General features: G+C 56.0%; 16 protein-coding genes. 8 read left to right on the top strand and 8 right to left on the bottom strand.

The genetic code is table 11. The features are described 5' to 3' along the window. Window positions 1–27: 27 nt before the first annotated feature. The 6 genes from accC to IM299_RS04875 form a co-directional block, all read right to left on the bottom strand. The gene (gene accC, locus IM299_RS04850) at window positions 28–1,377 is read right to left on the bottom strand and encodes an acetyl-CoA carboxylase biotin carboxylase subunit (RefSeq protein ID WP_003860388.1); all 1,350 of its coding nucleotides are present in this window, start codon (window positions 1,375–1,377) and stop codon (window positions 28–30) included. A gap of 10 nt (window positions 1,378–1,387) precedes the next feature. After that, entirely contained in the window at window positions 1,388–1,852 is a 465-nt protein-coding gene (gene accB / locus IM299_RS04855; protein ID WP_008502856.1) for an acetyl-CoA carboxylase biotin carboxyl carrier protein, read from the bottom strand. A 21-nt stretch (window positions 1,853–1,873) separates the two neighbouring features. Continuing rightward, window positions 1,874–2,326: a type II 3-dehydroquinate dehydratase gene (aroQ, locus tag IM299_RS04860; protein WP_028014610.1), complete on the bottom strand. Its 453-nt coding sequence runs from the start codon at window positions 2,324–2,326 to the stop codon at window positions 1,874–1,876. Window positions 2,327–2,560: 234 nt separating this feature from the next. Next, window positions 2,561–3,160 carry a protein-methionine-sulfoxide reductase heme-binding subunit MsrQ gene (gene msrQ, locus IM299_RS04865; RefSeq protein ID WP_059354997.1) on the bottom strand — a complete coding sequence of 200 codons (600 nt, stop codon included), beginning with the start codon at window positions 3,158–3,160 and terminating at the stop codon, window positions 2,561–2,563. Next, the gene (gene msrP / locus IM299_RS04870) at window positions 3,161–4,162 is read right to left on the bottom strand and encodes a protein-methionine-sulfoxide reductase catalytic subunit MsrP (protein WP_028014608.1); all 1,002 of its coding nucleotides are present in this window, start codon (window positions 4,160–4,162) and stop codon (window positions 3,161–3,163) included. A 77-nt stretch (window positions 4,163–4,239) separates the two neighbouring features. Next, a complete protein-coding gene (locus tag IM299_RS04875; protein ID WP_041907830.1) occupies window positions 4,240–5,214 on the bottom strand; it encodes an MDR family oxidoreductase in 975 nt (324 codons plus the stop codon). Window positions 5,215–5,396: 182 nt separating this feature from the next. Here IM299_RS04875 and csrD point away from each other — a divergent pair, with 182 nt between their 5' ends. From csrD to tldD, 8 genes are all read left to right on the top strand, one after another. After that, on the top strand, window positions 5,397–7,337 hold the full coding sequence (gene csrD / locus IM299_RS04880; RefSeq protein WP_041907831.1) for an RNase E specificity factor CsrD: 1,941 nt from the start codon (window positions 5,397–5,399) through the stop codon (window positions 7,335–7,337). A 282-nt stretch (window positions 7,338–7,619) separates the two neighbouring features. Continuing rightward, window positions 7,620–8,663 carry a rod shape-determining protein MreB gene (gene mreB, locus IM299_RS04885; RefSeq protein ID WP_000913396.1) on the top strand — a complete coding sequence of 348 codons (1,044 nt, stop codon included), beginning with the start codon at window positions 7,620–7,622 and terminating at the stop codon, window positions 8,661–8,663. A gap of 61 nt (window positions 8,664–8,724) precedes the next feature. Next, window positions 8,725–9,741 (top strand): rod shape-determining protein MreC, encoded by a 1,017-nt coding sequence (mreC, locus tag IM299_RS04890; protein ID WP_028014605.1) that lies wholly within the window; start codon window positions 8,725–8,727, stop codon window positions 9,739–9,741. Then, window positions 9,741–10,229 (top strand): rod shape-determining protein MreD, encoded by a 489-nt coding sequence (mreD, locus tag IM299_RS04895; protein ID WP_008502849.1) that lies wholly within the window; start codon window positions 9,741–9,743, stop codon window positions 10,227–10,229. The genes mreC and mreD overlap by 1 nt, the downstream gene beginning before the upstream one ends. 9 nt (window positions 10,230–10,238) lie before the next feature. Continuing rightward, a complete protein-coding gene (locus IM299_RS04900; RefSeq protein ID WP_041907832.1) occupies window positions 10,239–10,832 on the top strand; it encodes a nucleoside triphosphate pyrophosphatase in 594 nt (197 codons plus the stop codon). Continuing rightward, window positions 10,822–12,291: a ribonuclease G gene (rng, locus tag IM299_RS04905; RefSeq protein ID WP_008502847.1), complete on the top strand. Its 1,470-nt coding sequence runs from the start codon at window positions 10,822–10,824 to the stop codon at window positions 12,289–12,291. The genes IM299_RS04900 and rng overlap by 11 nt, the downstream gene beginning before the upstream one ends. A 42-nt stretch (window positions 12,292–12,333) precedes the next feature. Next, a complete protein-coding gene (yhdP, locus tag IM299_RS04910) occupies window positions 12,334–16,131 on the top strand; it encodes an AsmA2 domain-containing protein YhdP (RefSeq protein WP_193357113.1) in 3,798 nt (1,265 codons plus the stop codon). Window positions 16,132–16,215: 84 nt separating this feature from the next. Then, complete coding sequence (tldD, locus tag IM299_RS04915; RefSeq protein WP_028014602.1) at window positions 16,216–17,661, top strand: metalloprotease TldD; 1,446 nt, start codon at window positions 16,216–16,218, stop codon at window positions 17,659–17,661. A gap of 46 nt (window positions 17,662–17,707) precedes the next feature. Here the strand turns inward: tldD and IM299_RS04920 are convergent, their stop codons facing one another. Both IM299_RS04920 and aaeR read right to left on the bottom strand, forming a co-directional pair. Beyond that, window positions 17,708–18,322, bottom strand: coding sequence for a YagU family protein (locus tag IM299_RS04920; protein ID WP_032644925.1), 615 nt, complete (start codon window positions 18,320–18,322; stop codon window positions 17,708–17,710). A 217-nt stretch (window positions 18,323–18,539) separates the two neighbouring features. After that, window positions 18,540–19,466 (bottom strand): HTH-type transcriptional activator AaeR, encoded by a 927-nt coding sequence (gene aaeR, locus IM299_RS04925; RefSeq protein WP_028014600.1) that lies wholly within the window; start codon window positions 19,464–19,466, stop codon window positions 18,540–18,542. Between the last annotated feature and the right edge of the window lie 112 nt (window positions 19,467–19,578).

The raw sequence follows: 19,578 nt of genomic DNA on the forward strand, positions 1-19,578 counted from the left end.
ATCCGGCCTTTTAGCAACACAGCTCTCTTACTTCTCGTTCAGGCCGAGTTTTTTCTCCAGGTAGTGGATATTCGTTCCACCATTCTGGAAGTGCTCGTCGCTCATGATACGCATCTGCAGATCAACGTTGGTTTTAATACCGTCGATGATCAGCTCCTGCAGGGCGTTCTTCATGCGGGCAATCGCCACGTCACGGTTTTCGCCGTAGCAGATCAGCTTACCGATCATTGAGTCATAGTACGGCGGTACGGTGTAGCCGGCGTAGATATGAGATTCCCAACGCACACCAAAGCCACCCGGCGCGTGGAAACGCGTGATTTTACCCGGGCTTGGCAGGAAGGTGTTCGGGTCTTCGGCGTTGATACGGCACTCTACCGCATGGCCTTTCACCACAACTTCTTCCTGCTTGATGGACAGAGGCTGACCGGCTGCGATACGCAGCTGCTCTTTGATCAGGTCAACGCCGGTGATCATTTCGGTAACCGGGTGTTCAACCTGAATACGGGTGTTCATCTCAATGAAGTAGAACTCGCCGTTTTCGAACAGGAACTCAAAGGTACCCGCCCCGCGATAGCCGATATCAACGCACGCTTTGGCGCAACGCTCGCCGATGTAGCGACGCAGTTCCGGGGTAATGCCCGGCGCTGGCGCTTCTTCGACCACTTTCTGGTGACGACGCTGCATGGAGCAGTCACGTTCTGCCAGATAGATCGCGTTACCCTGACCGTCAGCCAGCACCTGAATTTCGATGTGGCGTGGGTTTTCCAGGTATTTTTCCATGTACACCATGTCATTGCTGAAAGCCGCTTTCGCTTCCGCTTTGGTCATGGAGATGGACTGCGCCAGTTCAGCATCGCTGCGCACAACGCGCATACCGCGACCGCCGCCGCCGCCGGACGCCTTGATGATAACCGGGTAGCCAATGCGTTTAGCATGAGCACGGTTAGCATCCATGTCGTCGGTCAGAGGGCCGTCAGAGCCTGGCACGGTTGGAACACCGGCTTTTTTCATTGCGGTGATTGCAGACACTTTGTCGCCCATCAGGCGAATGGTGTCGGCTTTCGGACCGATGAAGATAAAGCCAGAGCGTTCAACCTGCTCAGCAAAGTTGGCGTTCTCAGAGAGGAAGCCGTAACCCGGATGAATTGCCACCGCGCCGGTGATTTCAGCGGCGCTGATGATAGCCGGGATGTTCAGATAGCTTTTTACGGACGGAGCCGGGCCAATACAGACCGTCTCATCCGCCAGCAATACGTGTTTTAAATCGCGATCCGCGCTTGAGTGCACGGCCACGGTCTTGATGCCCAGTTCTTTACAGGCACGAAGAATACGCAGTGCAATCTCGCCACGGTTGGCGATAACAATTTTATCCAGCATGTTCGCCTCGTTACTCGATGACGACCAGCGGCTCGTCAAATTCAACCGGCTGACCACTTTCGACCAGAATCGCTTTCACAGTACCTGACTTGTCAGCTTCGATCTGGTTCATCATTTTCATCGCTTCAACGATGCACAGGGTATCGCCTACGTTGACTTTCTGACCCACTTCGATGAACGCCTTCGCGTCCGGGCTCGGGGTGCGGTAGAAAGTACCAACCATTGGGGAACGTACGATGTGACCACTGATTTCTGCTGCAGCGGCAGGTGCGGCTTCAGCTGCTGCTGGCGCAACGGCTGCGGAAAGCGCAGGCTGCTGCACTGGCGCAGCGTAAGCTTGCTGCATTACCGGGAAGCTAGCGGCTGGGGCTGCACGGCTGATGCGTACAGACTCTTCGCCTTCAGAAATTTCCAGTTCGGAGATGCCTGATTCTTCAACCAGCTCGATCAGTTTTTTAATCTTACGAATATCCATGAGTGGGTTCCGTACTCTTGTTTAGTGTGATTGTGACAAGCGTTTTACCGCTGTCTGTAAAGCGTATGAATAGCCGTCTGCGCCCAGTCCGCAGATAACGCCAGCAGCGATATCCGACAGATACGAATGGTGGCGGAACGGCTCTCGGGCGTGCACGTTACTCAGGTGGATCTCGATAAACGGGATACTCACCGCGAGCAGTGCGTCGCGGATAGCAACACTGGTGTGCGTAAACGCGGCCGGATTGATCAGGATATAGTCCACAGTGTCTTTAGCCTGATGAATACGGTCGATGATTGCGTACTCCGCGTTTGACTGAAAATGATCCAAATCCACATTCAGCGAGGCTGCTTCCGTGCTCAGACGGTTAACAATTTCGCTCAATGTCAGCGTGCCGTACTTCTCTGGCTCACGGGTGCCGAGCATGTTCAGGTTCGGTCCGTTTAAAACTAAGATGTGGAACTTATCAGTCATTATGCCGCTATCTCCTGCGATTTTCGGGTAAAAAACAAAATATACCGTCGAAGCGCAAATGTCACCTTTTCAGAGGCCTAAAACCGCTGTCAGGCGAACCAAGGTCGCACATTATAACGATTTCGTAGCATTTGGCAGCTAAATACTGGTCTTATCAGGGAAGATTATCAACCGCAATCCAAAAAAGATTTGCGGTTGAGAGGTAATCTGCGGGAAAACGCACAGTTTCGCGAACTATCGCAACCACTGGCGGAACTTCTTGTAACGCCATGCTAAAAGCGCCACGGCTGCCAGCGCGTAAAGGACCGGCTGCGGAGAGAGGATCTTCACCGACCACAGATAATGAATGGGGGCGAGGATCGCGACAAGATAGACGAAGTTGTGCAGCAACTGCCAGCGACGGCCCAGCTTTCGCTGCGCATATTGCGTGGATGTCAGCGCTAACGCCAGCAGGATCAGCCAGCTAACAATGCCCAGCATCAGGTAAGGGCGTGTTACCAGCTCGCGGCCAAGCAGTGTCAGATTGTTAATTCCCAGTTCCAGCAGGGCGTAACTGGTGAGGTGCAGGCTCGCCCAGGCAAAACACCATAGCCCCAAAAGCCGACGGGTGCGTATCAATAATGGCTGTTTAGCGTAGCGCGCCAGCGGCGAGACGAGCAAGGTGGCCAGCAAAAATTTCAGAGCCATCCGACCGGTAAAATGCTGGATATCCTTTGCCGGATCGGCGCTAAAGAGGCCCTGGCTGGCCGCCCAGAACAGCCAGATAAAAGGAAGTATCCCGGCTAAATGCAGCAGCACTTTCAGCCAGGTAATCTGCTTTGCCGTTAAACGCACTCAGAAGTTCTCCCGTAAATTGAGGCCACGGTAAAGGGACGCCACTTCATCCGCATACCCGTTAAACAGCAGCGTGGGCTGGCGCTTCACGTCCAGCGCGCCGCCGGAGCCAATAAAGCGTTCCGTCGCCTGCGACCAGCGGGGATGATCCACATGCGGGTTCACGTTGGCGAAGAAGCCGTATTCACCCGGCGCCGCCAGGTTCCATGTCGTCGGCGGACGTTCGCGGGTCAACTTAATGCTGACGATCGATTTAATCCCTTTGAAACCGTATTTCCACGGCACGGTTAAACGGATGGGGGCACCGTTCTGCGGCGGAAGCGCCTTGCCGTAAACGCCGACGGTCAGGAGGGTAAGGGGATGCATGGCTTCGTCAAGACGTAACCCTTCAACGTATGGATACTCCAGCCCGCCGCCGATGAACCGGTCTTTCTGGCCCGGCATCTCGTCCGGGGCGTAGCGCGTCTGGAAGGCGACGTATTTTGCGTTGCTGGTGGGTTCAACCATCGCCAGCAGCTTATGCAGCGGGAAGCCTACCCAGGGCACCACCATCGACCAGGCCTCTACGCAGCGCATGCGATAGATACGCTCTTCAAGCGGGAAGCGGGTGGTCAGATCGTGATGGTCCAGCGTCAGAGGTTTTGCCACTTCACCGTCGATTTTCAGCGTCCACGGATCGGTTTTCATGCTGCCGGCATTGGCGGCAGGATCGGCTTTATCCAGACCAAATTCGTAGAAGTTGTTGTAGCCGGTGACTTTATCTTCCGGCGTGAGCGCCAGCGTGTTTTGCCATTCGGCGGGTTTGGTAAAGGTAAGCGGGGCACCGGAAGGCGCCTTAGGGCGATCGTTGCCTTTAAACCAGTCGAGCAGGTCGGCGTGTGCCGCTGGAGAGAGCGTCAGTGCCGTGGCGCTGATGCCAAGCATTTTCAGGATCTGGCGGCGCTGTAACATAAAGACAGATTCAGACGTTACGTCGGCTTCCGTCAGTTTTCGGTTTTTCATGGCATCCTCCGTCATGCGTTTTTCTAAGCATGACGGAGGAGAAGCGTTAGCGCGAATATGTCACGAAAATTTGAAGATTAGGCGATTTTCACCAGCGCGCGGCCGTGGAACTGGTTATCCATGATCTTACTGGCATATTCAGGTGCCTGGCTGAGCGTAATTTCGGTAGCGCTCTGGGTATAGAACGATTCCGGCAAATCGCGCACCAGACGCTCCCATGCCTCTGCACGGCGAGCCGCAGGCGTCATCACGGAATCCACACCCTGCAGGCGGACGTTACGCAGAATAAATGGCATGACGGTCGTTGGCAGGGCAAATCCGCCCGCCAGGCCGCAGGCTGCCACGCAGCCGCCGTAGTTCATCTGCGCCAGGACTTTTGCAAGCACCTTGTCACCGACGGTATCCACCGCACCTGCCCAGACCTGTTTTTCCAGCGGGCGGGTCTCGGCAAACTCATCGCGGCCAAGAATGCGGCTGGCGCCGAGCTGGCGCAGATAATCATGCGTGCTTTCACGGCCGGAAACCGCCGCAACCTGATAACCCAGCTTGTGCAGCAGCGTGACCGCCGTGCTGCCCACGCCACCGCTGGCCCCGGTCACAACAATTTCACCCGACTCGGGGCGAACACCCGCCTCTTCCAGCGCCATCACGCACAGCATGGCGGTAAAGCCTGCGGTACCAACGATCATCGCTTTGCGGCCATCTATGCCTTTCGGCATAGGCACCAGCCAGTCGCCCTTCACACGCGCCTGCGTTGCCAGCCCGCCCCAGTGATTTTCGCCCACGCCCCAGCCGGTGAGCAGCACCTGCTGGCCCGCATGAAAACGGGGATCTTCGCTGCTATGAACCCGGCCAGCAAAATCAATACCCGGCACCATAGGGAAATTTCGGATGATTTTACCCTTGCCGGTGATCGCCAGCGCATCTTTATAATTTAAACTGGACCAGTCGATGTCGACGGTGACGTCGCCTTCCGGCAGGCGAGTCTCTTCTACGGCCTGTACTGAGGCAAGCGTTTTGCCGTCCTGCTGTTCTAAGATTAAAGCCTGCATACGGGGTCCTCACGGCTCAGATGATTGGAAAAGAGTTCCTGAAGACTATACTCGCTCAGGGTAAAGCAATGCCGATTTAACGCAATAAATTGCCAGATACGCCAGGTTTGGTAGTATGCCGCATTTGAAATGCAAGTTAGCGCTTACTCGCTACCCCATCAACCCACGGAGTAATCTCAAGGATGCGATTAACGACGAAGTTCTCGGCTTTTATCACCCTGCTGACGGGGCTTACCATCTTTGTCACGCTTCTTGGTTGCTCTCTGAGCTTTTATAACGCCATTCAGGACAAACTGGTCAACCGGGTGCAGTCCGTTGCGTCGGTCATTGATACGCGTCTGCTGACCACTCCACTTCCTGAGCTATCCCGGGAGCTGGATGAGTTGATGGTGCCGGTTGATATTATTCAGGTCGACATCCAGCAGGGAAAGCATCCGGTTTTAAGCCATGAACGACAGGACAGCTATCGACCTGCGGGCGTGGTGAGCCAGTATCGGGAAGTAACGGTGCACTCCCTCAAAAATCCGGGGATGACCATACACATGGTCTACCTCGATCCGATGGCCAGCTATTTCCGTTCTATGATGACCACCGCGCCGCTTACTGTTGCCGTCGCCTTCATTATTTTGCTGATTTTTCTCGCGGTCCGCTGGCTGCGCCGCCAGCTTTCAGGCCAGGAACTGCTGGAGATCCGCTCCGTGCGTATCCTGAACGGTGAACGCGGCCCGCAGGTTCGCGGCTCGGTCCATGAATGGCCCTCACGCGCCAGCAGCGCGCTGGATACGCTGCTCTCAGAGATCCAGTTTGCCAGCGACCAGCGCAGCCGAATGGATACGCTGATCCGCTCTTATGCCGCGCAGGATAATAAAACCGGCCTTAACAACCGCCTTTTCTTTGACAATCAACTCGCCACGCTGCTCGACGACCCGGAAAAAGTGGGTACGCACGGGGTGGTGATGATGATTCGCCTGCCCGATTTCGATCTGCTGCGCGACACATGGGGGCAGCGGGCGGCGGAAGAAAATCTCTTTACGCTGATCAACCTGCTCTCCACCTTTATTATGCGCTATCCGGGGGCGCTGCTGGCCCGCTACCACCGCAGCGACTTTGCCGTATTGCTGCCGCATCGCACGTTGAAGGAATCAGAAAGCATTGCCAGCCAGCTACTTAAGGCCGTCGACGCGCTGCCGCAGAGCAAAATGCTCGACAGAGACGATATGGTCCATATGGGGATTTGCGCCTGGCGCGGCGGACAGTCGACAGAGCAGGTGATGGAGCATGCGGAAGCGGCCACCCGCAACGCGGTATTGCAAGGGGCGAACGGATGGGCGGTCTATGATGATTCGCTGCCTGAAAAAGGGCGTGGAAACGTGCGCTGGCGTACTTTGATTGAGCAAATGCTGAGTCGCGGCGGGCCGCGTATTTATCAAAAACCGGCGGTCATGAAGAACGGTTTTGTCCACCACCGGGAATTGATGTGCCGTATTTTCGACGGGACGGAAGAGGTTATTTCTGCGGAATATCTGCCGATGGTTCTGCAATTTGGGCTCTCCGAAGAGTATGACCGCCAGCAAATTACACGCTTGATTCCATTTTTATCATTCTGGCCTGAAGAGAATCTGGCGTTACAGGTTACCGTTGAGTCATTAATACGCCCGCGTTTTCAGCGCTGGCTGCGTGATACATTAATGCAATGCGAAAAATCGCAACGCAAACGCATTATTTTTGAACTTGCTGAGGCGGATGTGGGTCAACACATCAGCCGGTTGCGTCCGGTGGTCCGTTTGATCAACGCGCTCGGTGCCCGTGTCGCGGTAACGCAGGCGGGTTTAACGCTGGTCAGTACCAGCTGGATCAAGGAGCTGGATGTTGAGCTATTAAAGCTACATCCGGGGCTGGTAAGGAATATTGAGAAGCGCACGGAAAACCAGCTGCTGGTTCAGAGTCTGGTTGAAGCGTGTAAGGGAACGCGAACACAGGTATTTGCCGCAGGCGTGCGCTCCAGAGGCGAATGGCAGATGTTAACAGAGCGCGGAGTGACGGGCGGTCAGGGCGATTTTTTTGCCGCCTCTCAGCCGCTTGACACCAACGTGAAAAAATATTTGCAAAGATACTCTGTTTGACCTGCCGTTTACGTTGTTTTCACGTAGAATATCGCGCCTGTAGCTTTGAGTATGTCGAGCAAAAAGCCAGTGAACGACCTTTAATGAGTTACAAATATCAGTGAGGAACACGACTGTTTACTCAGCCCTGAGGGAGTCAGGGGATGAATTTGTAACAACAGGAAACGTACTGCACAAATTTTCACCGTTGCAGATGATTTTTGCGCCTTGTCGCTGCTGCGTGTGGTTGGTAAAGTAAGCGGATTTTGTTTTCCGCCCCAGCTTTCAGGATTATCCCTTAGTATGTTGAAAAAATTTCGTGGCATGTTTTCCAATGACCTGTCCATTGACCTGGGTACCGCGAATACCCTTATTTATGTAAAAGGACAAGGCATCGTATTGAATGAGCCTTCTGTTGTGGCCATTCGTCAGGATCGTGCAGGCTCGCCGAAAAGCGTGGCCGCAGTGGGTCATGACGCGAAGCAGATGCTGGGTCGTACCCCTGGCAACATCGCCGCTATTCGCCCAATGAAAGACGGCGTTATCGCTGATTTCTTCGTGACTGAAAAAATGCTTCAGCACTTCATCAAGCAGGTTCACAGCAACAGCTTCATGCGCCCAAGCCCGCGTGTTCTGGTGTGTGTGCCGGTTGGCGCAACCCAGGTAGAACGTCGCGCAATCCGTGAATCTGCCCAGGGTGCAGGCGCACGTGAAGTGTTCCTGATTGAAGAGCCAATGGCTGCGGCAATCGGTGCAGGTCTGCCAGTTTCTGAAGCCACCGGTTCTATGGTGGTGGATATCGGTGGTGGTACCACTGAAGTGGCCGTTATCTCACTGAACGGCGTGGTGTACTCCTCCTCCGTACGTATCGGTGGTGACCGCTTCGATGAAGCCATCATCAATTACGTGCGCCGTAACTACGGCTCTCTGATCGGTGAAGCCACCGCAGAGCGTATCAAACACGAAATCGGTTCTGCGTATCCGGGCGATGAAGTGCGTGAGATCGAAGTGCGTGGCCGTAACCTGGCGGAAGGTGTTCCACGCGGCTTTACCCTGAACTCCAACGAAATTCTGGAAGCACTGCAGGAACCACTGACGGGCATCGTGAGCGCGGTAATGGTTGCGCTGGAACAGTGCCCACCAGAGCTGGCGTCTGACATCTCCGAGCGCGGTATGGTTCTGACCGGTGGTGGTGCGCTGCTGCGTAACCTCGACCGCCTGTTGATGGAAGAGACAGGTATTCCTGTCGTAGTTGCAGAAGATCCACTGACTTGCGTCGCCCGCGGTGGTGGCAAGGCGCTGGAAATGATCGACATGCACGGCGGCGACTTGTTCAGCGAAGAGTAGTCATGGTGAAAGGGTAGCGAATCGCTACCCTTTCTCTCTGACACGAGAATACGCATAGCCTATGAAGCCAATTTTTAGCCGTGGCCCATCGCTACAGTTTCGCCTCATTCTGGCGGTTCTGGTTGCGCTTGGCGTCATTATTGCCGATAGCCGCCTCGGTACGTTCAGCCAGATCCGAACGTACATGGATACCGCCGTCAGTCCTTTCTACTTTATATCAAATGGTCCCCGTGAACTGCTCGACTCCGTTTCTCAAACGCTGTCTTCACGAGACCAGCTCGAACTTGAAAACCGGGCATTACGCCAGGAATTGCTGCTGAAAAACAGCGAACTGCTGATGCTGGGGCAATACAAGCAGGAAAACGCGCGTCTGCGTGAACTGCTCGGCTCGCCGCTGCGTCAGGACGAGCAGAAGATGGTTACCCAGGTGATCTCCACCGTGAACGACCCTTACAGCGATCAGGTTGTGATCGACAAAGGGAGCGTGAACGGGGTGTATGAAGGTCAGCCCGTCATCAGTGATAAGGGCGTAGTAGGCCAGGTTGTTGCCGTCGCCAAACTGACCAGCCGCGTGCTGCTGATTTGCGACGCCACCCACGCACTGCCGATCCAGGTCCTGCGTAACGATATCCGCGTGATTGCGGCCGGTAACGGCTGCACGGACGATCTGCAGCTGGAACATCTGCCTGCTAACACGGACATCCGTGTCGGCGACGTGCTGGTGACGTCCGGTCTCGGTGGACGCTTCCCTGAAGGTTACCCGGTTGCGGTGGTCTCTTCGGTTAAGCTGGATACGCAGCGTGCATACACCGTGATTCAGGCCCGTCCAACCGCCGGTTTACAGCGTCTGCGCTACCTGCTGCTGCTCTGGGGTGCCGATCGTAACGGTGCTAACCCGATGACGCCTGAAGAGGTGCATCGCGTGGCGAACGAACGCCTGATGCAGATGATGCCGCAGGTTCTTCCGCCAGCGGACTCTATGGGGCCGCCTGCGCCCGTGCCTGCGCCGGCAACCGGGTTAACGCAGCCGCAGCCTGATGCGCCGCCACCGCCTAAACTCTCTTCGGGAGGGCAGTAGTGGCAAGCTATCGTAGCCAGGGACGCTGGGTCATCTGGCTCTCGTTTCTCATTGCACTGTTGCTGCAGATTATGCCCTGGCCGGATAACATTCTCGTTTTCCGGCCAAACTGGGTCTTGCTCATTTTACTTTACTGGATCCTTGCCCTGCCGCATCGCGTAAATGTCGGCACGGGTTTTGTGATGGGTGCCATACTGGATCTCATTAGTGGCTCTACGCTGGGCGTGCGCGCCCTGTCCATGAGCATTATTGCGTACCTCGTCGCACTGAAATTCCAGCTCTTCCGTAACCTCGCGCTCTGGCAACAGGCCCTGGTCGTGATGCTGTTGTCGCTTGCTGCGGATATCGTTGTTTTCTGGGCAGAGTTTTTAGTGATCAACGTCTCTTTCCGACCGGAAGTGTTCTGGAGTAGTGTAGTAAACGGTGTGCTCTGGCCGTGGCTATTCCTGCTGATGCGTAAGGTTCGCCAGCAGTTTGCTGTGCAATAAAAGGTTTCTATGACGTCTCTGTATCTTGCTTCCGGCTCCCCGCGCCGTCAGGAACTCCTGACGCAGTTAGGGGTCTCTTTTGAACGCATCGTGACCGGCATTGAAGAAAAACGTGCTGAGGGCGAAAGTGCTCAGCAGTACGTGTCTCGCCTGGCACGCGAGAAAGCGCAGGCGGGCGTGGCCTGTGTGCCGCGCGATCTGCCCGTGCTGGGAGCAGATACCATCGTTATCCTTAACGGTGAAGTCCTCGAGAAACCGCATGACGCCGGCCATGCGGCGCGCATGCTGCGCAAGATGTCCGGGCAAACGCACCAGGTGATGACGGCCGTCGCGCTGGCGGACAGCCAGCACGTGCTGGATTGCCTGGTGGTTACGGATGTCACGTTCAGAGTGATTACCGACGACGAGATCGCCGCTTATATTGCCAGCGGTGAACCGATGGATAAAGCAGGTGCATACGGTATTCAAGGGTTGGGTGGCTGTTTTGTCAGGAAGATTAATGGCAGCTATCACGCCGTAGTCGGCTTACCGCTGGTGGAAACGTATGAGTTGCTGAGCAATTTTAACTCACTGCGTGAGGGAAGGGATAATTATGACGGCTGAATTGTTGGTAAACGTAACGCCATCGGAAACCCGTGTGGCCTATATTGACGGTGGCATTCTTCAGGAAATTCATATTGAGCGTGAAGCGCGGCGCGGAATAGTAGGCAATATCTACAAAGGTCGTGTCAGTCGTGTACTGCCGGGTATGCAGGCGGCTTTTGTAGATATTGGACTGGATAAGGCGGCATTTTTACATGCCTCCGACATCATGCCGCACACCGAGTGCGTCGCGGGCGAAGAGCAAAAGCAGTTTGCCGTGCGCGACATTTCCGAGCTGGTGCGTCAGGGCCAGGACTTAATGGTGCAGGTGGTGAAAGATCCCCTTGGCACCAAAGGTGCCCGTCTGACCACCGACATTACCTTACCTTCCCGCTATCTGGTGTTTATGCCCGGCGCGTCGCACGTGGGCGTTTCGCAGCGTATTGAGAGCGAAAGCGAGCGCGAGCGGCTGAAGAAAGTGGTCAGCGCCTACTGCGATGAACAGGGCGGGTTTATTATCCGTACCGCTGCAGAAGGGATCAGCGAAGAAGACCTGGCGTCGGATGCGGCTTACCTGAAGCGCGTCTGGACCAAAGTGATGGAGCGTAAAAAACGCAACCAGACTCGCTACCAGCTGTACGGTGAGCTGGCGCTTGCGCAGCGCGTGCTGCGTGACTTTGCCGATGCCCAACTCGACCGCATTCGCGTGGACTCTCGCCTGACGTATGAAGCGCTGCTGGAGTTTACCGCTGAGTACATCCCGGAAATGCCGGGCCTGCTGGAGCATTACACCGGGCGTCAGCCGATCTTCGATCTCTATGATGTCGAAAACGAGATCCAGCGAGCGCTAGAACGCAAGGTCGAACTGAAGTCCGGCGGCTATCTGATCATCGATCAGACCGAAGCGATGACCACCGTCGATATCAACACCGGCGCGTTTGTCGGTCATCGCAATCTGGACGACACCATCTTCAACACCAACATCGAAGCCACGCAGGCGATTGCGCGTCAGCTTCGTCTGCGCAACCTCGGCGGCATTATCATCATCGACTTTATCGATATGAGTAATGAAGACCATCGTCGTCGCGTGCTGCACTCGCTGGAACAGGCGCTGAGTAAAGATCGCGTGAAGACCAGCATCAATGGCTTCTCGCAGCTCGGCCTGGTGGAAATGACCCGGAAACGGACCCGCGAAAGCGTGGAACATGTCCTGTGTAATGAGTGTCCAACCTGCCATGGACGCGGAACGGTAAAGACGGTTGAGACCGTCTGCTACGAGATCATGCGTGAAATTGTCCGTGTCCATCATGCCTACGACTCAGACCGTTTTCTGGTCTATGCTTCCCCTGCGGTGGCTGAAGCCCTGAAAGGCGAAGAGTCGCACGCGCTGGCGGAAGTGGAAATCTTTGTCGGCAAACAGGTAAAAGTACAAATTGAACCGCTCTATAACCAGGAGCAGTTTGACGTCGTAATGATGTAAAACGCAGTACGCTGCGTGACGAAAGCTGACAAGGAGAGATGCGTGAGGCGATTGCCGGGGATTTTAGTGCTTACAGGGGCAACGCTGGTCGTGATTGTCGCGTTGCTCGTGAGCGGGCTACGCCTCGTTTTACCGCATCTGGACAGCTGGCGTCCGCAGCTGCTGGCGAAAATCGAATCCACCACCGGCGTGCCGGTCGACGTAAGCCTGGTTAGCGCCAGCTGGCAGAATTTTGGCCCGACGCTGGATGTCCGTGACATCAACGCCAGCCTGAAAGATGGCGGTCATCTCAAAATCAAACGCGTAACCCTGGCGCTGGACGTCTGGCAAAGCCTGCTGCATCTGCGCTGGCAGTTTCGCGATCTCACCTTTTATCAACTCCAGTTGCTGACCAATACGCCGCTGACGGGCGGTGATAACAATCAGGGCCTGGAAGCCAACCGCTTCAGCGATCTCTTCCTCCGCCAGTTCGATCATTTCGATCTGCGCGACAGCGAAGTGAGCTTTATTACCCTTTCTGGCCAGCGCGCCGAACTGGCGATCCCGCAGCTGACCTGGCTTAACGGCAAGGATCGACACCGCGCCGAGGGGCAGGTCAATCTTTCCAGCCTGAACGGCCAGCACGGCGTCATGCAGGTGCGTATGGACTTGCGTGACGATGACGGCCTGTTAAACAACGGCAAAGTCTGGCTGCAGGCCGACGATGTGGATGTAAAGCCCTGGCTCGGCGACTGGCTGCAGCAAAACATGCAGCTGGAAACCGCCCGTTTCAGCCTTGAGGGCTGGATGACCCTGACGAAAGGGAAATTTGCCAGCGGCGATATCTGGCTGAAGCAAGGGGGCGCGAGCTGGAAGGGTGAAAGACAGCAGCATCAGCTTTCCGTTGATAACCTCACCGCGCACGTGACGCAGGAAAAAGAGGGCTGGCAGTTCGCCATCCCGGATACGCGCATCACGATGGACGGCAAGCCGTGGCCGCGCGGTGCGCTGACGCTGGCCTGGATGCCGGAGCAGGACGTGGGCGGCGCGGCGAGTAAACGCAGCGATGAGCTGCGCATCCGCGCCAGTAACCTTGATTTGGCGGCCATTGAAGGCCTGCGCTCCATGGCGGCAAAGCTCTCTCCGGACCTGGGCGAGATCTGGCTGGCAACGCAGCCGAGCGGAAAAATTGATTCTCTGGCGCTGGATATCCCGCTTCAGGCGACGGAAAAAACCCGTTTCCAGGCAACATGGAAAGATCTTGCCTGGAAGCAGTGGAAGATGCTGCCGGGCGCGGAGCATTTCAGCGGCAAGCTGGAAGGCAGCGTGGAGAACGGCAGGCTCACGGCCGATATACACAACGCTAAAATGCCTTACGAGACGGTCTTCCGCGCGCCGCTGGAAATTGAGCAGGGCAGCGCGGTGCTTAACTGGCTCCGTAACGATAAGGGCTTCCAGCTTGATGGTTGCCATATCGACGTCAAAGCCAAAGCGGTACACGCGCGGGGTGACTTCCGCTATTTACAGCCGCAGGGTGACGAACCGTGGCTGGGCATTCTGGCCGGGATCAGTACCGATGACGGTTCTCAGGCCTGGCGCTATTTCCCGGAAAATCTGATGGGTAAAGCGCTGGTCGACTATCTGAGCGGCGCAATTCAGGGCGGTCAGGCGGAAAACGCCACGCTGGTCTACGGCGGTAACCCGCATCTTTTCCCGTACAAACATAATGAGGGGCAGTTCCAGGTGCTGGTGCCGCTGCACGACGCCACCTTCGCGTTCCAGCCGGGCTGGCCCGCGCTGAAAAACCTGGATATCGAGCTTAACTTCCTCAACGACGGATTATGGATGAAGGCGGACAGCGTTGCGCTGGGAGGCGTAACGGCCAGCAACCTGACGGCCAACATCCCGGACTACTCAAAAGAGAAGCTGCTGATTGATGCCGACATCAACGGCCCGGGGAAAGCGGTGGGGCCGTACTTTGAGGAGACGCCACTCAAAGAGTCGCTGGCGGCGACCCTTCAGCAGCTCCAGCTCGATGGCGATGTGAATGCTCGCTTACATCTGGATATCCCACTGGACGGTGAAATGACCACCGCCAAAGGTGACGTCCGTCTGAAGAACAACAGCCTGTACATTAAACCGCTTGATAGCACCCTGAAAGACCTCAGCGGACAGTTCAGCTTTGTGAACGGTAATTTGAAAAGCGAACCGCTGACCGCCAGCTGGTTTAATCAGCCGGTGAATATCGACTTCTCAACAGCCGAGGGGCAAAAGGCTTATCAGGTGGCCGTTAATCTGGACGGCAACTGGCAGCCGTCGCGTATGGACGTCCTGCCGAAGCCGATTGAGGCGTCAGTAGCGGGCGCGGTCGCCTGGCAGGGCAAAGTGGCAATCGACCTGCCTTATCACGCGGGTGCACACTATAAGGTCGACATTACGGGTGACCTGAAGAATCTTCAAAGCCAGCTGCCTGCGCCGCTGGATAAACAGGCCGGACAGCCGCTGCCGGTGAAGCTTAACGTGGATGGCAATCTGGACAGCTTCGCGCTGACCGGAAGCGCGGGCGGAACAAACCACTTTAACAGCCGCTGGCTGCTTAACCGCAAGCTTACCCTCGACAAAGCCATCTGGACGACGGACAGCAAAACCACGCCGCCGTTGCCTGAGCATGCGGGCGTTGAGCTGAATCTCCCGCCGATGGACGGCGCGGAGTGGCTGGCGCTGTTCCAGAAAGGCGTTGGGCAAAACGTTGATGAGGCCGCCCAGTTCCCGCAGACCATTACCGTACGCACGCCGTCGCTGATGCTGGGCGGACAGCAGTGGAACAATCTGAGCATTGTCTCCCAGCCAACCGCTAACGGCTCAAAAGTGGAGGCGCAGGGCCGGGAGATCAACGGCACGCTGACCATGCGCAATAACGCGCCGTGGCAGGCAGCGATCCGCTATCTCTACTACAACCCGGCTGCTGCGAGTAAAGATAAACCGGCGAATACATCGCCGCTGAGTAATACTACCCGCGTCGATTTTAGCGGCTGGCCCGATCTGCAGCTGCGCTGCGCGGAGTGCTGGCTGTGGGGGCAAAAATATGGCCGTATCGACGGTGATTTTGCCATCCAGGGGAATACGCTCAAGCTCTCCGGCGGATTGATCGACACCGGCTTTGGCCGCATGACGGCGGGTGGAGAGTGGGTGAATAACCCGGGCGAGCAGCGCACGTCTCTGAAGGGTGACATTAAAGGCAACAAGCTGGATGCGGCAGCCAACTTCTTTGGCATCAGCACGCCGCTGCGCGGCTCCTCGTTTAACGTTAATTACGATCTTCACTGGCGTGCCGCGCCGTGGACACCGGACGAAGCGTCACTGAACGGTATTCTGAAAACACACTTTGGCAAAGGTGAAATCGCCGACGTGAGCACGGGGCGTGCCGGGCAGATCCTGCGCCTGCTGAGTTTTGATGCGCTGCTTCGCAAGCTGCGCTTCGATTTCAGCGACACCTTCAGCGAAGGTTTCTATTACGATTCCATCCGCAGTACGGCGTGGATCAAGGACGGCGTTCTGCACACGGACGACACGCTGGTGGATGGGCTGGAAGCGGACATCGCCATGAAAGGCTCGGTCAACCTCGTGCGTCGCGAGCTGGATATGGAAGCCGTGGTGGCGCCGGAAATTTCCGCCAGCGTGGGCGTGGCGGCGGCCTTTGTGGTTAACCCGATTGTCGGTGCGGCGGTGTTTGCCGCCAGTAAAGTGCTGGGGCCGCTGTGGAGCAAGGTCTCCATCCTGCGCTACCGCATTACCGGTCCGGTGGATAAACCGCAGATTAACGAGGTGCTGCGCCAGCCGCGCAAAGATGCACAGCAATGATTTGACGTGGGCTGGTAATTGCCTCACTCTCAATAAATACGATCTTTATACCGCCACGGGCGGCAACGAACGAGTAGCAATACGATGAGTCTGAACCTGGTAAGTGAACATTTGCTCGCAGCGAACGGCCTGAGCCATCAGGACCTGTTCTCCATTCTTGGTCAACTGACCGAACGCCGTCTCGACTACGGCGATCTCTATTTCCAGTCGAGCTATCACGAATCCTGGGTTTTAGAAGACAGCATCATCAAAGATGGCTCATATAACATTGACCAGGGCGTCGGCGTGCGCGCCATCAGCGGCGAAAAAACCGGTTTTGCCTATGCCGACCAGATTAGCCTGGCCGCGCTTGAGCAGAGCGCTCAGGCCGCGCGTACCATTGTGCGCGATGCCGGCGACGGTCGCGTGAAAACCCTGGGTGAAGTGCAGCACTCCGCGCTTTATACCAGCATTGACCCGCTGCAGAGCATGAGCCGCGAAGAGAAGCTGGACATCCTGCGCCGCGTGGACAAAGTGGCCCGCGCGGCCGACAAACGTGTTCAGGAAGTCTCCGCCAGCCTGAGCGGTGTGTATGAACTGATTCTGGTGGCGGCAACGGACGGTACTCTGGCGGCCGATGTGCGTCCGCTGGTGCGTCTCTCCATCAGCGTGCAGGTCGATGACAACGGCAAACGCGAGCGCGGCTCAAGCGGCGGCGGCGGTCGTTTCGGCTATGACTGGTTCCTGGGTGATGTTGACGGCGAAGCGCGCGCTGACGCGTGGGCTAAAGAAGCCGTGCGCATGGCGCTGGTGAATCTTAATGCTGTTGCGGCGCCGGCCGGGACGTTCCCGGTGGTGCTGGGCGCAGGCTGGCCGGGCGTGCTGCTGCACGAAGCGGTGGGCCACGGTCTGGAAGGCGATTTTAACCGTCGTGGGACGTCCGTGTTCAGCGGCCAGATCGGACAGCTCGTCTCCTCTGAGCTTTGCACCGTAGTGGATGATGGCACCATGCTTGACCGCCGCGGCTCGATTTCTATCGACGATGAAGGTACGCCAGGCCAGTACAATGTGCTGATCGAAAACGGCGTGCTGAAAGGCTACATGCAGGACAAACTCAACGCGCGCCTGATGGGCGTAGCGCCAACGGGTAACGGCCGCCGTGAATCTTACGCGCACCTGCCGATGCCACGCATGACCAACACCTATATGCTGCCGGGCAAATCCACGCCGCAGGAGATTATCGAATCCGTGGATTACGGTATCTTTGCGCCAAACTTTGGCGGCGGTCAGGTGGATATCACCTCCGGTAAGTTTGTCTTCTCGACTTCAGAAGCGTACCTGATTGAGAAGGGCAAAGTGACCAAAGCGGTGAAGGGCGCGACGCTGATTGGCTCCGGCATTGAAGCGATGCAGCAGATTTCCATGGTCGGTAACGATCTGAAGCTGGATAACGGCGTGGGTGTTTGCGGTAAAGAAGGCCAGAGCCTGCCGGTTGGCGTGGGTCAGCCAACGCTGAAAGTGGATAATCTGACGGTGGGCGGCACGGCCTGACCTGAGCAAACATAAAAAATGGCGCTACAGATGTAGCGCCATTTTTTTAACGTAAGTTACCCAGCGGGATCTCCGGATCCGGCTCGTGAGTAATGCGGTTACGCAAGTCACGTCGAATGATTTCGATCGACCAGAACCAGACCAGATGACCCACGATCTCTGACACGTGTTCATACCAGGGCAGATCAAACAGCGGTGGCGTCAGCCCCATCAGCGGGAAGGAGAGCATGTGAACAAAAAGCTGTGCCAATGCACCCGCCAGCAAACCCTGCCAGAGTTTAATTTTCGGGAAGACTTCAGCAACGACACAATACCCAACCGCGAAGACGATTGAGAAAATAATATGCGTTACGCCGACCCAGTTAAATATATGTCCGGCAAAGGTATAAACTGCTGCGTTAGGATCAACTACGCCCAGCCAGTCGCGTAAAAAAACATAGGGTGGATTTAAAAAATTGCGGGAGCAATCTATTTGGCCTGCGGCTCTTATTAATTGCTCAGGGCCGCATGCGCCGGTAAATAAATCGGTGGGACTGCGTGGCGGGAGTGGTACCTCGGCTCCCCATTTGACAAACGCGGAGACAATTCCTGCAATTAAGCCAATGAACGCGGCGAGTCCGTAGCGCCTGCGTGACGGCGGTGTTTGTTCAAATAGATTCATTTCGTTTCCTTGTTTAACGTCATCCTGCGAAATACATTTTATTATTCAAATCAGCAACAAAATAATAACAGTCTGAATGCCAGACTGTTTATAAGGTAAAGGGCAGGCGGCGGCAGTGTCAATTCGCTATTCCTGATAGAAGCTAAAGAATATTCCTGGATGAAGGCCGGCTTCATCCTGAAATATTAATGGCGCGGATATTTCAGAAATTAATTACTTATTCCTTTCTTCTTCCGCGCATTCCCTGAAACAGCTCTGCTACGTCGACAAAATAGTCGGTCAGATAGTTAATACACACCTGTACTTTGAGGGGCAGCTTGTCCTTCTCGGTATACAGAGCGTAGACCGGGCGTGGATCGGACTGATAGCGCGGGAAGAGGATCTCCAGCACGCCGCTGTTGATCTCATTGATCACCCACATCAGCGGCACGTAGGCGATCCCGGCGCCGGCCACCAGCCAGCGCGAAATGGTCATCGGATCGTTGGTGACGAACCGGCCTTCCGGGAGCAGCCTGGTGGAGATCCCTTCCGGAGCAATCAGTTCAAATTCATTATCGGGGCGGACGCTGTACTCCAGCCAGGAGTGGTTAGCGAGATCGGCAGGTTTCTCCGGCACACCGTACTGCGCCAGATAGCTCTTCGAGGCACAGACCACCATCGGCATGCTCCCGAGGCGACGCGAGAACAGGCTGGAGTCCTGCAACGCGCCAACGCGGATCACCACGTCTAAACCATCGGCGATCAGGTCTGGGGCAGGGATGCCCGTCACCAGATTGACGGTAAGCCCAGGGTACTCTTTCAGCATGTCCGCCGTCATGGCAGCGAGAACATTTTGTGCCATAGTTGAAGAACACCCTATACGCAGCGTGCCGATGGGCGTGTTGTTAAAGGCATAGAGTTGTTCGTGAACATCCTGCACTTCATGCAGCATGCGGCGACAGCCCTGATAGTAAATTTTACCGGCTTCCGTCAACCCGATGCTGCGGGTGCTGCGGTTGAGCAGCTTAACCTGAAGCTCATCTTCCAGTTTGGACACCGTCTGGCTGATGGATGAGACGCTCATCTGAAGCTGGCGCGCAGCGGCGGTAAATGAGCCGAGTTCAACCACTTTGGCGAAGACGGACATGCGTTTTAAACGTTCCATTGTTCACTCTGGCTTAAAAGTGATTTAGATCACATATGATAGATAACAGCATAACAGTTACGTTAATATATTATTAATTACATAACGGCTGCGCCATTCTCGCCCTGCGTTT

Origin of the sequence: Enterobacter cloacae complex sp. P47BA (assembly GCF_014930485.1) — a bacterium.
Classification (GTDB): Bacteria; Pseudomonadota; Gammaproteobacteria; order Enterobacterales; family Enterobacteriaceae; genus Enterobacter; species Enterobacter bugandensis.